At 54.1% G+C, this 14,385-nt stretch carries 12 protein-coding genes; 6 read left to right on the forward strand and 6 right to left on the reverse strand.

The features are described 5' to 3' along the window. Positions 1–64 precede the first annotated feature (64 nt). Positions 65–1,510 carry an apolipoprotein N-acyltransferase gene (lnt, locus tag NTX59_02405; protein MCX5784517.1) on the forward strand — a complete coding sequence of 482 codons (1,446 nt, stop codon included), beginning with the start codon at positions 65–67 and terminating at the stop codon, positions 1,508–1,510. 32 nt (positions 1,511–1,542) lie between these two features. Here lnt and NTX59_02410 read toward each other — a convergent pair whose 3' ends face one another. From NTX59_02410 to NTX59_02425, 4 genes are all read right to left on the reverse strand, one after another. Then, positions 1,543–2,514 (reverse strand): hypothetical protein, encoded by a 972-nt coding sequence (locus NTX59_02410; GenBank protein MCX5784518.1) that lies wholly within the window; start codon positions 2,512–2,514, stop codon positions 1,543–1,545. Positions 2,515–2,587: 73 nt separating this feature from the next. Continuing rightward, positions 2,588–3,292: a hypothetical protein gene (locus NTX59_02415; protein ID MCX5784519.1), complete on the reverse strand. Its 705-nt coding sequence runs from the start codon at positions 3,290–3,292 to the stop codon at positions 2,588–2,590. Positions 3,293–3,442: 150 nt separating this feature from the next. Beyond that, entirely contained in the window at positions 3,443–3,883 is a 441-nt protein-coding gene (locus tag NTX59_02420) for a cyclic nucleotide-binding domain-containing protein (protein ID MCX5784520.1), read from the reverse strand. A 333-nt stretch (positions 3,884–4,216) separates the two neighbouring features. After that, the gene (locus tag NTX59_02425) at positions 4,217–4,909 is read right to left on the reverse strand and encodes a Bax inhibitor-1/YccA family protein (protein ID MCX5784521.1); all 693 of its coding nucleotides are present in this window, start codon (positions 4,907–4,909) and stop codon (positions 4,217–4,219) included. Positions 4,910–5,288: 379 nt separating this feature from the next. Between NTX59_02425 and NTX59_02430 the strand changes: the two genes are divergently transcribed. From NTX59_02430 to NTX59_02440, 3 genes are all read left to right on the forward strand, one after another. Next, a complete protein-coding gene (locus NTX59_02430) occupies positions 5,289–6,131 on the forward strand; it encodes a YihY/virulence factor BrkB family protein (protein ID MCX5784522.1) in 843 nt (280 codons plus the stop codon). A gap of 125 nt (positions 6,132–6,256) precedes the next feature. After that, entirely contained in the window at positions 6,257–6,574 is a 318-nt protein-coding gene (locus NTX59_02435) for a hypothetical protein (GenBank protein ID MCX5784523.1), read from the forward strand. Positions 6,575–6,818: 244 nt separating this feature from the next. After that, positions 6,819–6,959: a hypothetical protein gene (locus tag NTX59_02440; protein MCX5784524.1), complete on the forward strand. Its 141-nt coding sequence runs from the start codon at positions 6,819–6,821 to the stop codon at positions 6,957–6,959. Positions 6,960–7,710: 751 nt separating this feature from the next. Here the strand turns inward: NTX59_02440 and NTX59_02445 are convergent. Further along, positions 7,711–9,978, reverse strand: a complete 2,268-nt coding sequence (locus NTX59_02445; GenBank protein ID MCX5784525.1) for an acetate--CoA ligase family protein — start codon at positions 9,976–9,978, stop codon at positions 7,711–7,713. Between the two features lie 137 nt (positions 9,979–10,115). Further along, positions 10,116–11,051 carry a PfkB family carbohydrate kinase gene (locus tag NTX59_02450; GenBank protein MCX5784526.1) on the reverse strand — a complete coding sequence of 312 codons (936 nt, stop codon included), beginning with the start codon at positions 11,049–11,051 and terminating at the stop codon, positions 10,116–10,118. Positions 11,052–11,191: 140 nt separating this feature from the next. Between NTX59_02450 and NTX59_02455 the strand changes: the two genes are divergently transcribed. Continuing rightward, positions 11,192–13,441, forward strand: a complete 2,250-nt coding sequence (locus NTX59_02455) for a hypothetical protein (protein ID MCX5784527.1) — start codon at positions 11,192–11,194, stop codon at positions 13,439–13,441. Then, positions 13,438–14,328, forward strand: a complete 891-nt coding sequence (locus NTX59_02460; protein ID MCX5784528.1) for a hypothetical protein — start codon at positions 13,438–13,440, stop codon at positions 14,326–14,328. Before NTX59_02455 ends, NTX59_02460 begins: the two co-directional genes overlap by 4 nt. Positions 14,329–14,385: the final 57 nt, after the last annotated feature.

The following is a 14,385-nucleotide window of genomic DNA, read 5'->3' on the forward strand; positions in this document are numbered from 1 at the left end:
TCAGGAGTCAGAATTCAGAATTCCGGCTTCTGACTCCTAGCTGCCTGATAAGCATAATCTTGTAATGAATAAAATCAACCCGCCTGTCCGCTGGCTTCTCGCCGGGCTTTCCGGAGCTCTGCTGGTATTTTCTTTCCCGCCTTTCGCCTTATGGCCGCTGGCCTGGGTCGCGTTATGCCCGCTGCTTCTGGCCGTTCTGGACTGCCCCGACGCCAAAAGCGCCGCCAACTTGGGGGCATTTACGGGCCTCGTCTTTTACGCGACCTCCCTGCATTGGCTGGTAAACATATTCGGGCCGGTGGCCGCCGCTTTCTGGTGTGTTTTCTCCCTCTGGCTCGCTCTCCACGCAGCATTGCTCTGGAAGATATGGAACGGCAAAATAGCGGGCGGGAATGCCTCGCTTAAAGATTTTCTCTTTATAGCGGCGGCAGGCGCCCTCTGGGCCGGGCTTGAATATTTCAGGTGTGAAGTGTGGTGGCTGGAATGCGCCTGGCTGGCTTTGGGCTACAGCCAGACGCCGGCGCTGCCGATCCTGCAAACCGCAAGCCTTATCGGTATATACGGTCTTTCCGCGCTGATAATCTCGGTCAACGCCGCCCTGTGCCTGCTGATAAAAGAACGGCGCGCCGCTCCGGCTGTTTCACTTATCCTGCTTTTATTCCTTCTTGCGCTCTGGGGCTGGCGCCGCGTCTGCATCCTGCCGATAGAATGGGGCGGGAAATTATCAGTGGCTTTGGTGCAGAACGAAAGCTTTAATCTGGCAAGTCTTTCTAAATACAGCTTAACCCCTGAAGCAAAAAAAGCGGATTTGCTGATATGGCCGGAATATTCATTCGTGGTGCAGCCGGGCCAGGAAGATCAATATCTCGCTTTACTTTTAAAGATCCTTAAAGGCTCCCACGCCGTAAAAATGATAGGGGCGGGCGTGTTTCCGGAGGACGATAATTCAAAGAGCCGGATGAGAGATTTCGCCTGGTTCATATCTCCCGAAGGGAAAACCCTCGGCTTCTACGACAAGCTTCATCCCATTCCCTATGTTGAAAAGCGCCTCCTACCGGGCGACAAAGGCCTGATTCCGAATCCTTCCCCCGGGCCTGTCGCCACACCGCTGGGGAAACTGGGTCCGCAGATATGCTACGACCTTGACTTCGAGGACGGCTCCCGCAAAATGGCGGCGCAAGGAGCGCAGATACTGGCCGTGAACAGCCTGGACCCGGCCGCCTGGGGGAAATGGCAGCACCTCCAGCATTCAGCCATGGCGCCGGCAAGAGCGGTGGAATCGGGGTTATGGGTTGTCAGGGCCGCGTCTTCCGGCTCCTCGCAGATAATAGACCCGCTGGGAGATATAAGAGCCGCCCTGCCGCCGGCAGGTCCCGGCATTCTTACAGGAACGGCATATCTCACAATACCGGGAACTTTTTACTCGAGCTACGGCTGGCTTTTCGCCCGCTTCTGCCTTTTTGCGGCGCTGTCAGCCATACTGATATACTGGCGGCCATTTAAAAAATGACGATATAGCTGCACAGTTGACAGACCGTTAATTCAATCCCTTACGCATGTGCTTACTTTCCCGCGCGCGGCATATTCCTTTCTAGCCTTCGCCTCAAGTTCCGCGCTGTCCTTGTCTTCTGAGACCGAAGAGCCGCAGGAAAAAATAACGAGTTTTGCCTTCTCCTTCCCGTACAGGAAAGAATCTTTATTACTGTCCGCGTAATCCAGTATTATGTCCAGCTTGCGCAGGGCGTCGAACGAGACGTCGGCCCGGCCATAGCCTGACAGGTAGGAGTTCATGGCGGCCAGCGTCGGAAAATGCTCCTCTCCAAGCTGCGCGCCGTCGAATACCATGGAATAAGCGTAGCGGACGGCGCGGTAGCCTTCTTTTGTCTTTTCGGCGAAGATGTCGCTGTCCTGCGCGAACTGTATTACCGCGCCGCGGTGCCGGGGGGAGAAAGATACGGGGCGCGCCAGGTCCTCTTCGGTCAGGGCCCGCTGGTAGCCGGCGCTTTTTAAAAGGCTTCTGGGCAGTTTTCCGAAAGAAGAGGTATCCACAAGAAAAGTTGAGCCGTCCTTATCCTCCACCTCCACCAGCGCGTGCCCTCCGGACTGGCTTGAGGCATTGAACGAGCCGATAGCCCTGGCTTTAAACTCCGGATAAGCGGTCCTGAAAAGGCGAAAGAACACCCTCTCAGCCTCCACACAGCCATTGAACGTACCGTAGCCCAGCGACTGCTGCGCCGTCCACTCATGCGGACCGCGCTGGGCCGGCTGGTCCGGGGCGTATCTTAGCGCGCTGTTCATGAAAACCAGCACATTGCTGACCGCCTCACGGGGGCTGTCGGCGCTCAGAGTTTCAAGGAATTCCACGGCTTTCTCCATGACCGCCGCGAGCTGCGGCCTGTCATCGAACAGCGCGCGCCTGCGGGATTCAAATTCGTCAAGCAGAGCCCTGTTACGGTCGGTCACAAAAGGTCCGCGCGGAGCGTCTCCGCAATAAGCGCCGCGGACCGTCAGCATAAGGCAAACCGCCAAAAAATATTTAAGGGTCATATGGAGAACAGTATACAAAACCGGCCCGGACGATTTTTCGTCACGGTTTTGAGGTGTCTCCGTTGAATACCGCGTCTTCGCGGCTTTGATCCTGGCGTTCGGCCGTCAGGACTATCCAATGGAATATGGAAGGAAAGGTTTTTTGTTTCCGCTCTTTGCCGGTTTGCGCGCAATCAATTTCGTACACGGTATCTTCACCAGGCCGGATAGCGACCTCTTCGTCAAAATATCCGCCGATACTTAAAAATCCGGCCGCCGCCCTGGAGGCGAGCATCTCTTTTTGATCCAGCCGGACATCTTTCGGGTAATCGCGCGCTTCTATCAATTCATAAACAAGAAAAAGTTCCCTCACCGACGGCGGCAATTCCCGCTCCGGCGGCGTTTTTGCCGGTATACATTGGAACTTCATCGGATCTTTAAGAAGCTCCAAAGCTTTCGCCTTCGCCTCCGCAAGCGGCAGAGCGGCGATCTTTTTCCGAGACCGGTCTTCCTCTTCTCCAGCCTGTACAATAACGCAGTACACCAGAAAAAGATTGTACAGGAACGAATGCCACGCGATCATCAAAACGACAAAAGCGAGGATGAAGGCCTGCTCCTTGGACATTCCCCAGTGAACTTCCTGCCAGGGTTCCGTAACCCGGTAAATTATCCACACAGCCAGCGCGACGCCCGGATAACCCCACCATTTGGAAGGCGGCTCAGGTGTTGCCGATGCCCGATTAGTATCCGTATCGTTTATTGTCATAATTCGTATCAGGGTTCATAGGTTCACAGTTCACGGTTCAAGGTTGTTTTTTCACACTCTCTTCTTGTATCCCCTGATTTCCAACCGTTGAACCATTAAACCGCTGAACCGTGAACCTGAATAGTAACATTTATACATTTATCCGGCGGCTCAAGATTGCAGCGCCGAGGACAGCGAATACAGGCGCCGGCGGGCCATCTCCTCAACTTTGAACCGGAGATCGGAATGGCGGGTCAGCAGCTCTTTGAATTCGTTTAAAACCATACAGCACACTTCACAATGCCCCTTCGCCACAATGGACGCCGTACGGGTCGTCGGCATAAGGAAACCTATCTCCCCGAAAAGGTCTCCGGGCCTTAGTTCCGCCACTTCTTTAGATAAAACGAACCAGCGCGAATGCCGCACCGACACCTTGCCATGGCGCACGACATAAACATCGGTCCCGACCGTCCCTTCCTTAACGATAACGTCTCCGGGCTCGTATATGCAGACCGCCAGCGAGCGCAGCGTCTTTTCAAGTTCCGGCGCGGCTACGCATAACGTTCTGGAGAGCATTTCCAGGTCCCCATAGACTATTTTTCGTTTTTCCATCTTCGCCTCCCGTTTTTCGCCGCTTTCAATCAACTTTGTGCGGCTTGTCCCCTTACCCGATGTCTTACTAGTGTAGTGTCTCGCAAATGGCTTTACTTTTGACTAGCCGATTTTGGAGCGAAACAAGGAACGAGGAGCGCGCATAGCGGGGCTATGTAAGTGACGAGTGACGCAGTTGTAGCCCAAAAGCGGCCAGCCCCCCGGGGGAGGCTCATCTTTGGCCGGCTGTTTCGTTGCTCCTCACTCACAGACCCCCGGTATGCTCATTCGTCGCGCCTCGCATCCGGCTCAAATCTGAGCCTTCAAAAGTAAAGCCATTTGCGAGACACTACACTAACGCCTCTTGCCCGTAGCCCGCAGCAGGCTCAGGAAGAGATTTATAAAATCAAGATACAGCGTTAACGCCCCGGAAATCGCCTCTTTCTTATCTTCATCCGTTCCTTCATTGCCTATGATATTAAGGTTTTTTATTTTCTGAGTATCATAAGCGGTCAGTCCCACAAAAACCAGAATACCGAGATATGTGGTGATCCAGTAGACGGCGGCATTGTGCAGGAAAAAATTCACAAGCGAGGCCATAATTATTCCGACGAGGCCCATGAAGCAGAGATTTCCCACAGTCGTAAGGTCGGTTTTTGTGGTATACCCGTACAAGCTCATTAGCCCGAAGGTCCCGGCGGTGACAAAAAATGTGGAAGCGATGGAGGAGGCAGTGTATACCAGAAAAATTATGGAGATGGTTACGCCGTTCAGCACCGCATAAGCCACAAAAACGGCGGACGCGGTGAATGCGGACATGGCTTTGAGCCATATAGCCAGATAGGCCACCAGGATAAGTTCGGCTATCAGCAGGCCGAAGAAAAGAAAACGGATCTTTACAAGACTGATCATCATTGCGGGATTTGCCGCCATATACCAGGCAACCGCTCCCGTTACGGCGAGTCCCGCTGTCATCCAGCTATATACATGGTTTATGAAAGTGCGGGTTTCCGCCTCCGCCTGGCTTAGAACCAATGTGTTTTCCATGTGTTTTCTCCTGTGGGGATGAGACGCACCCCCCGGGACGCCGGTTTGCGGGAAATACAAGCGATTATCGCACCTGACTTCCCCCGGAGACCCTTCTTCCCGTTGCCGGAACTGCACTTCAAAGGATATAATACAATAACTTATGTAGGAGGGGAAACCGCAATGCGGTGTCCCCTCAGTTGTTGGGAAAGGGTGGAAACCGCAATGCGGTGTCCCCTCAGTCGCGGACAGCGCCAGAGGCCCGCGACAGGTCAGTGCCACAGCTGTTGGGAAAAGGGTCGTCTACTCATGGACGGTATCCCTCAGACGGCCAAAAAAGACCGCCGGGAAGTTTAGCTCGTTTTTAGTCAATGCTTCCGCATAAAGCGGGAAAAAGGTTATGACCGAAAAAGAAAAAAGCCGGAAACTGAGCCTTACCGTCCTTATTTCCAGGGTCTGGCAGGGCCTGGGAAATAATTATTGCTTCGACATGGCGGCGGAGCTTGGTTTTTATTTTCTTTATTCCCTTTTTCCCTTCCTGATTTTTCTGGGCGCGGTGGCGGGCTATTTTCCGATAGCTTCCAACCCGGAAAAAATTCTCCGCCTCATGAAGGAATTCTTACCCGACTATCTCTTTACCATGGCGGGACCGGCCGTCCTTGACCTTCTTTTTAAACCCAGAAAACTGCTGGCAGCCGGGACCCTTATATTGGCGTTCTGGTCGGCGTCTTCCGCCGTCTCGGCCCTGATGGCCGCGCTCAACAGGATACATTGCGTCCAGGAACGGCGCTCGTATTGGAGAACCAAGGGAATTTCCCTCCTGCTCACCACCGCTCTCATCGGAGTCATCCTGACAGCGGTTATGGCGCTGGTGATGGGGCCCATCGTCAGGAACTGGCTTATAGCCGAGATCGGTTTTCCGGTCGGATTGAGGGTTCTTTTCGGGGCGTTCCGCTGGGCCATTTGGGTTACCGTGATCTTTCTTGTGTTGGCGCTGGTTTTCAGTTTCGGGCCTAATATTAAACGCCCTTTCAAGTTATTCAGCTATGGGGCTTTCGTCACCCTTGTCGGGCAGTTCGTTTTTTCCGAGCTTTTCCGTATTTATCTCCATAGCACGGGACCCTATAATCTGTTTTACGGCGCCGCGGGGGGCATAATAGGCCTCATGACCTGGCTGTACATAATGGGCTTTATGATATTGGCCGGAGCGCAGGTCAACCACGAACTGGGAGAGCAGAACTGACACGGAGATGGGGCGCTCATTTATCCTTAGCCGTGCCCGCCCGGATAAATGCATAGCGCGGGGGACAAAATGCCCGTGACCGCCCGCCGGGTAAAGTTGTATATGGATCTCACACTGGAGGCTAAATGAAACCTGTATTTTTCGCGGTTTTCACCGCCGTCTGCTGGAGCGTGGGGGGATTTTTCGAGAAGAAAGGCCTGCATCTCGGCGGCTTGTCGCCGGTAATAGGGATAACCATAAGGACAGGGACGGCCCTCTTAGTGCTGGGGATAGCAAGCTATCCCGGCTGGAAAACCCTGTCCGGCGCCGGAATAACGCCGCTTCTGTATCTGATACTCGGCGGCGGGGTAGTGGCCGGCTCTCTGGGGATGTTGTCTTTTTATACCGCGATAGGGACCGGGGAACTGGGGGCTTGCAACAAAATAATAGGACCATTTGGCTGAGCCGATTTTGGAGCGAGCCGAAGCGGCATGTAGCGACATGTACTACACGTACATTAGCGGAATGCCGCAAAGGCGCAGCCCGAAAGCGGCTCAGCCCCCAGGGGGAGGCCCACCTTTGAACCGACTGCCGCGTTGCTCCTCAGTTACATAGGCACCGCTATGCTCCCTCGTCGCGCCTTGCATCCGGCTCAAATTTGGGCCTCCAAATGGTCCTATTATTTTGTTGCAAGCCCTAAACCGCGTCATGCCCGTGGCGTTCGGTTTGACGCCCCTGCTTGGATTCGCCCTTGGCGCGCTTTTCATGAAAGAACCGGCGACCTTTCAGAAACTGGCGGGCGTTGTCCTTACCTCCGCCGGAGTGATCTGCCTGACCGCGGGCCGGTAACCTGAATCCTGCAGTTCAATCTGATTTCCATAGTAGAATCAGGTGAATAAAAAAATGCAGGATTCCCCGCAGCAGCGGGTTGAAAACCAAGCGCAATGCGCGCCAATGCTTGCGCAGGTGCCGTTTCAAGCACGGTGTGCCTCAGACGGCCAGGTTTTCGAAGGTGGCCGTCTGAAGGCCATAGGCCCTGATACGGCACGCACATGGTGCAGTATGCCGCGCAAAGCGCACCTGAGCTCCGCGAAGGGAAAAATGCAACTGCATTTTTCAGGCTGACCGGATAGTTCCATAAAAGGGGCAAACGGGACACTGATTAAACGCTTAAATGCACGATAATTCACCCTGTGTTTTTGCCTGTTTGGCGGCATCAATTTTCAGCGCGTTTAAAAAACGGCAGAATATTTTTCTATAAGTCTGCTTCAACAACTGGGGTGGGAAAAGATGTATCTACAGGGCGGGAGATATTAATGTAGAGAGGCTAACACTACCGCCAAGGGGTGTCGGCGGATTTGTTTGAGGGGGTTTTCCGGAAGGGTAGATTACCTTGTAGCTAAATAATTTCCTTTAAGGGCTGGGTTGCTCTGGAGCCACATAGCGGATGGGGGGCCCCGTTTCGGGGGGAAACCACGGGAGGGTTTCCTACGTGGCGGAATGGGCAAGCCCATGACTGGCCCGCTCCCCACCCGACCCCCGCGTAGGAAATCCCTCGGCAGGCCCCCGCCACAAATCTATATCAGCGCAACTTTCACCATCAAGCTTTCAGCGCGTATTCCAGATATTCCCGGTAAATTTCCACGGCGCGGTCGGCTGAACGGAATACCGGGATGCCCAGCTCCAGCGCGTAAGCGCAATAGGGTTCGTAAAGCGTGCCAGCAGCCACGCAGAAAAGCAGAGGCTTCCTTAAACTTTTAGCCGCGGCAGCGGCGTCCTTCAGAAAAGAGCGTTCCATGTCATCGGGGTGGTTTTCGCCCTTCGGCAAAGTGTCCATGGCCGCCGTAAGCGGCACCATGGATACCACCGCCCCGCCGAATTCCGGGGAGGCAAGCGCTTTATTTATTGTTTCGCCTATCGCCCTGTCCGAAGCCATCGGAGTTATATCCATCGGATTTTTAACGTCCACGATAGAGTCCAGTTTAAAATCCGCAAGAACTTTTTCCAGCTCCGCTTTCAGCCCCTCGTCGTTCAGAGCGGCGGAAATGCCGGATTTAACGCTGTCGGCCATACCGGCCGTCTCGAAACCCGCGTTGCTGACAAAAAACGTGTTCCGGTTCTTGATTTCAAGACCCGCGAAATGGCAGGCAAGCAGGGCGTAGTCGTTAAAGTCGTCAAAAGTCTCGGCCACCAGCGCGCCGGCATGTTCCAGTATCAGTTTTGTAACCAGATAATCGCCGGCGATCGAAGCCGTATGGCCCATTACGGCCTTCTGTCCCACAGCCGTACGGCCGGCCTTGTAAAGCACCACCTGCTTGCCGTTCCTGCGGGCTTTCTCGATAATTTTGGCCAGAGCCAGGCCGTCGCCGGGTTTAAAGCCCTCAATGTAAACCAAAAGCACATTAAGGTCTTTCTCGTCGGCCAGCGTATCGAGGTAATCCGCCACGGTTATGTCCTGCTGGTTGCCCACGGTTATACTGTACGCCGGTTTAAGCCAGGGCATACAGCTTTCCGCCGAAATCACAAAAGCCCCGCTCTGACTGACAAAGGCGGTTGCCGCCGTGTGCGGGTTTATTCCGATAGGGTACGCCATTTTGTATTCCGGAATAAAAAGGATGTTTATCTTAGCTTCATTCAGCACAAGGCCCAGCGAATTGCCCCCCGAGAGCACAAAATCGGGATTATTTTCACGGGCCCGCTCGATAGCCGCGCTTACGCCGCGGCCTATATGCTCGGAACCTGCCTTTTCGCCCATGCCGCCGGAAATAAGCACCACGCCGTGCACTTTGCGCGAGTCGCCCGCCTCGGAGATCACACGCGGAACCTCGGACGAGGGAACGGCCACCACATACATATCCACGATTTCAGGCAAAAGGGAGGGGGAAGGAATACATCTGACCCCGTCTATCTGCGCGACGCCTTCCTTTATAATGTAAGTGTGCTCTTTGGGGAACCCGGCTTTAGAAATATTATTAAGGATAATGCGGGCCATATTCATTTTCTTTTCGCTCACTCCGACCACGGCGACGCTGGCCGGTTTTAAAAGCCCGGCTATGCCTTTTTTTGAAGGAAGCCGGCGGAAATTGTTTTTGGCCGCCTTGAAGCGAAGCACACCGTCAAGCGCCACAAGCCCGCCCTTCGTAACGGCAAGCGGGTTCACCTCAAATTCCGATATGGCCCATTTGGAGGCGCCGCCGTCGCGGAAATGGCGCATTATAGCCGCGAAAGTTTCAAGCCATTTGATGATCTCATCGTCCCCGGCAAGCCTTTTGCCGCCGCGTACCGCGCCGGAGCTGTAACGCCAAACCCACGAACCGGCAAGGAACTCACGCCAGCTTTGGCTGCTGAGGGCCAGTTCCGCGGGAATGATGGAGGGGGAAAGCCCTTCCTTAAGCGAGCGGGTGAGATCTTCGGCGTTGGTGCCGCCGACCCCGAGGGTAATAACCGGGCCGAAAGCGTCGTCGGAGCGAGCCCCAAGCATCAATTCCTCGCCCAGGGAAAAAGCGGAATGCTCGGCGAACTCGGACGCCATAAACCCCTCGGCGTCGGAGAAGGCGGTTTTCATTGAGCGCAGAGCCTGCGCCGCGGCTTCTTTATCTTTCAGGATTATCTTCACGCCCCCGGACTCAGTTTTATGGAGAGTTTTTGAAGAAACCAGTTTAAGGACCAGCCTATCGCCCGAAAGCCTGGAGCAGGCATCAAGCGCCGCAGCCGCCGGCTCAAGCGCCGCGGCTGGATAAAGTATGTATTGCGGCGCGGCAAGGCCCGCTATTTTCAGGACCTCGTAAACTTCCGTTTCAGTAAGAGCCGCGCGGCCCTCGCTTCCCGCTTGACCGAGTATTTTTTCTATCCCGGAAAATTTTTTCATATAAGCTCCATACAATTTACATTACTACTCAGATTATTTGGCTGGAAAACGCCATAAGCTATAAACAGGTTGCACAAAACAAATCATAAATATTTCCATGCAGCTTACGGCATATGGCGTACGGCCTAAAGCAGCCCCTACAGTATCTTCTTTACCGCGGCCTTTTGCGCGAAGGCGAGGGCCTCACGCCGATCTATAACTCCGGAGCCCAGGCTAAGGCAGTCCGAAGCCGCGAAGCCTGCTGCAAGTTTAAGCGTCCTTTCAAAATAAAAACCATTCATGAATCCCGCCAGGAAGCCGGCCAGGAAAGAATCTCCGGCGCCTACCGGGCTTTTAAGCCCCGCAAGTTTAGGCGGGGCTATCCGCCACAGACCGAAGGGTGAGACAGCGAACGAGGGGTTTGCGCGGTCGGTCACAATAAGCGCCTTAAGCCCGTTTTTCTCGTATTTCTTAAAAAAAGCCGAAAGGCCGCGCGCGGAAAACCCGCGGCCAGAAAGTTCCTCAAATTCATAACGATTTATTTTTACGGCGTCGGCGCCCGCGGCCAGCCCCTCTTTCAGAACCCAGCCGCTGGCGTCAAAAACGGTAAAACAGCCGCGGGCTTTGCCCATGCGCACGATTTTCGCATAAAAACCTTTTTTAAGCCCGGCTGAAACTCTGCCGCATACCGCAAGAACCTTGAAGCCGCCGGCCATGGCCGCCAGACGCCGCAGAAAATCAGCCTGCGCCCGGGCCGGCACGGCCGGCCCCTCCTCATTAAAATCCGTGGAAAGCCCCCTTGAGTCGACAACTGAAAGACAAACGCGCGATTCTCCGCTTTTGTGCCTTACCAGAAAAGCGCCAAGTCCCTCGGCCTTCAGGGCCCGTTCTATCCATAAACCGTTAAGGCCGCTTATGAAGCCAGTTACTTTAGGGCGCAAGCCCCACGCCAGCAGCGCTCTGGCCACATTAACGCCTTTGCCGCCCGGCGCGGTAAGCGTTTCACTGAAGCGGTAAATACGGCCCCTTTCAAGGCGGCCGGCCAGAACGGTTTTGTCAACGGCCAGATTAAGGTTCAATATAAGTACATTCATCAACGCTACTAATCTAGCATTTTTATCTAAACCTGAAAAAGGAAAAGAGGCCGTAGCGTCCGGTGCCGGTTAAACACCTTATTCTATTGTCACGCTCGGGACCGCCACATTTTATTGGCGAGTTTTGTATAATTGAGAATATGAAAAAGCTTGTTAAAATTTCGCTATGGACCGGCGGAGTTTTGGCGGCGCTTGCACTTGCGGGAGCGCTGGCCCTGAAGATATATTTTACTCCTGAGAGAGTCAAACGCCTGGCGCTTGATTACGCCTCCTCAAATCTGAAAAGGGAGATCGATTTTAAAAGCGCGTCGGTGAATTTATCCGGTTTCTCTGTGGCCGGCCTCAGGGTTTCGGAATACCCCGACTTTTCAAAAGGGGAATTTTTAAGCGCCGAAGCGGTTTCCGTGCGCCCGTCGCTGCGGGAACTTATTTTCAGCGGAAAGATAAAAGTAAGGTCGGTTTCAGCCGACGGATTGAAGCTGAAGGTCATGGAAATAAAAAAAGACACTTATAATTTTTCCGACCTGCTTTCCGCCAAAGGGAACGCCGGACCTCCGGCGGCCCGAAAAAGCTCCGCCGCGCCCGCGCCGCTTGGGATTTCGAAGCTGAGCGTAAAAAACTCCCGATTTTCATACCGCAACTTCGCGGGCGACATGGCTGTCACCATTAAAGACATCACCCTTGATGCCAAAAATATTTCGCCTGATACTTTATTTCCGCTTGAGGCTAATTTCACGCTGGATATAGCGATGCCCGCTTTTAAAGGGTCAATGCCCGTTTACCTGAAAGGCAGAGCGGCGCTGGGCGGCTGGGATCCGCAAAAAGGCCGCGCGGAAATCGAGCATGCCCGGCTTTCGCTCGGCGCGCTGAAACTGGAATTCAGCGGAAAACTCTCGAATCTGATGGAGCCCGAGGCCGAGCTTAAACTCGCCCTGAAGTCTTTTTCCACCTCCGATCTGAAGCCGTTTTTCCCGGCCGCGCCCGGGGGGATAATTGTGCCCGCCACTGACGCCGACACCGCTTTCAAGATGACTTTCAATGACCTGCGACTGAACAGCCTGACCTTCAAGGCCGGGCCCGCCTCGGGCGCTTTGAAAGGCGCTCTGGCGTGGAACCCGCTTTTTGACTACTCTTTTAACGCGGAGCTGAAAGCGCAAATACCGGAAATGGACTCATCAGAGCTGTCGAAACAATTTCCGATGGTTCCGGCCGGCTTTAAAATACCGCTTACCGACATAAAAGTCTCCGCCGCAATAAAACCCTCGGCGGCGGACATAAGATCTTTTGAGGCGCACACAAAGGGCATGGATCTTTCGGGTTCGGCGGCAATAAAACTCGCGCCCGCCATGCAGGCGACTGTAAAACTCAAAGCGGAAATAACGGATCTCTCCCGGCTTTCAAAACTTGCAACAGCCCTTGAGCCCTACGCCTTAATCGGCCGCGCTGGCGCGGACCTGTCCTGCGGCTGGACCGGCGCCCTGTCGGTTTCCGGCAGGGCCGACTTCAGCGGCGTGGGAGCCGGGGCCGCCGGCAGAAAACTTTCCGGCCTTAAAGGCGCGCTCGACTTTTCAAAAGACATGATCGTTTCGGGGCCGCTTTCGGGCAAACTTGACGGCGAAGACTTTAAAGGCTCTTTCAGCGTGAAAAACTACACCTCGCATCCTAAAGCAGTCTTTGATTTCAAGCTGGCAAAATTCGCCATGAAAGACCTGCCTGCGGCCTCCGGCGGCGGCAAGGACGCGAAAAAACCGCCGCAAAAGCCGGATGCGCAGCCCTTTTACGTTGACCTGGCCGGAGCGGCCGAAGTGGGGGCGATAGAACATCCCAATTTTTCCGCAAAAGCCGCGGCTTTTAAATGCGACCTTAAAAATATTTCGCCGGACCTGAAAGAACTGTCGGGCGTCGCGGCATTTAACGTCGGAGCGGGAAAATTATCCGAACTTTACGAACTTGCAAAAAACAATAAGGCCGCGAAGGTCGCGCTTTATCCGCTTATTGTGCTTCAGAAGGCCTCAAAGCTTGCGAAGGGCGCACGCCTGCCGGATTTCAACAACATCGCTTTTGACAAAATAGAGGGGGATTACCTTTTTGACAAAGGCGTGATGAAAATAAACAAATCGCTGCTGACAGCCGCGGTGGCGGATGTTTCATCGTCCGGCAGCATAAACCTGAGCGCGGAAACGCTGGACATGAAGCTGAACAACAGGCTGAAAGAGGCCAGCGGCATAAAGATGTCCGCCCCTTTGACCCTTTTGGTAACGGGCACAATGGCTTCTCCGTCCGTCAAGCTCGACATAAAATCCGTGATGGAGCAGCCCGCAGTTAAAAAGGCCGTTGATAATGCCGTGAAGCAGGGCTCAAAGCTGCTTAAAGGCCTGTTCAAAAAATGAAAATCCGCTTTATTCTTTCAGTCCTGCTTTTCAGCGCCGCCGCCTGCTCGGGGTCCCGGAGAAAGGATATTATTCTGACAAGCGAACCTTCCATAGAACGCGCCCTGGACAAACTCACGAGCGTTCCCGAGGGCAAACAGCTGGTGGATTTCCTCTATAAAGAACCCGCGCGTTTTGAATACTCCAACACTCCCGGCTTCTGCCCCAAATTTTCGCTTAGAGCGCGAAAAATTTTTTTACCGGCCGCGTTCCGGGACTTCGACACGCTGCTCGCGTTAGCGCTCGGGCGGGCCGCCTATATTTACCGCCTTTACGCGGAATCGGGCCTTGAGGACATCATAGTTGAAGAAGAAGAGGCCGCCGCCCTTTTCCAGGCCAGGACGGCCATTGAAATGAATGTCCTGAACCAGGATTTTGAAAATAAAAAATTCGCGCAGGAGATCAAATCGGATTTTTGCACTTACATCTTTGACGGCTCCCGCTATGCCGCGCAGAAAGCGCGGGCTTTGGCGCTTTCATCCGACGCCGACTGCCAGCGTCCGTTTGATACCCTGAACGACCAGCGCCTGTGGCTTGAAAGGATCAGACAATCCATGAATGAAGAAACATTCTTCCAGCTGCTCTATGACCGCGACCAGCAGAAAGTGCGAAAGGGCCTGCTAAGCCGGTCGGACGCGATGAAAAACGACGCCAATATCCGGGCCATGCCGATGTATGACATTTACCGTTTTCAGCGCACATTTTACGATAAGCAAAGCGATATCTTTTCGAGGTTTGAAAAGGCCTCCCGGCGGGCGCTGGAAGAAGATAAAGCGTGGAACGCGGACAACGCCGGCCTGATACAGCACGCAAGGGAAGAATTCTCGGGCTGCAATCTGCCGGAATAAGACTTGAAGAAGTGGATAGGGGATAGGGGATAAGGAAGGAGTTCCTTATACTCTGCC

Source organism: Elusimicrobiota bacterium, assembly GCA_026388155.1.
Lineage (GTDB): Bacteria > Elusimicrobiota > Elusimicrobia > Elusimicrobiales > UBA9959 > UBA9634.

Coding starts and splice junctions, on each gene's coding strand:
- lnt (MCX5784517.1), top strand. CDS start 65: ATGAATAAAATCAACCCGCCTGTCCGCTGGCTTCTCGCCGGGCTTTCC.
- NTX59_02410 (MCX5784518.1), bottom strand. CDS start 2,514: ATGCTGACGGTCCGCGGCGCTTATTGCGGAGACGCTCCGCGCGGACCT.
- NTX59_02415 (MCX5784519.1), bottom strand. CDS start 3,292: ATGACAATAAACGATACGGATACTAATCGGGCATCGGCAACACCTGAG.
- NTX59_02420 (MCX5784520.1), bottom strand. CDS start 3,883: ATGGAAAAACGAAAAATAGTCTATGGGGACCTGGAAATGCTCTCCAGA.
- NTX59_02425 (MCX5784521.1), bottom strand. CDS start 4,909: ATGGAAAACACATTGGTTCTAAGCCAGGCGGAGGCGGAAACCCGCACT.
- NTX59_02430 (MCX5784522.1), top strand. CDS start 5,289: ATGACCGAAAAAGAAAAAAGCCGGAAACTGAGCCTTACCGTCCTTATT.
- NTX59_02435 (MCX5784523.1), top strand. CDS start 6,257: ATGAAACCTGTATTTTTCGCGGTTTTCACCGCCGTCTGCTGGAGCGTG.
- NTX59_02440 (MCX5784524.1), top strand. CDS start 6,819: ATGCCCGTGGCGTTCGGTTTGACGCCCCTGCTTGGATTCGCCCTTGGC.
- NTX59_02445 (MCX5784525.1), bottom strand. CDS start 9,978: ATGAAAAAATTTTCCGGGATAGAAAAAATACTCGGTCAAGCGGGAAGC.
- NTX59_02450 (MCX5784526.1), bottom strand. CDS start 11,051: ATGAATGTACTTATATTGAACCTTAATCTGGCCGTTGACAAAACCGTT.
- NTX59_02455 (MCX5784527.1), top strand. CDS start 11,192: ATGAAAAAGCTTGTTAAAATTTCGCTATGGACCGGCGGAGTTTTGGCG.
- NTX59_02460 (MCX5784528.1), top strand. CDS start 13,438: ATGAAAATCCGCTTTATTCTTTCAGTCCTGCTTTTCAGCGCCGCCGCC.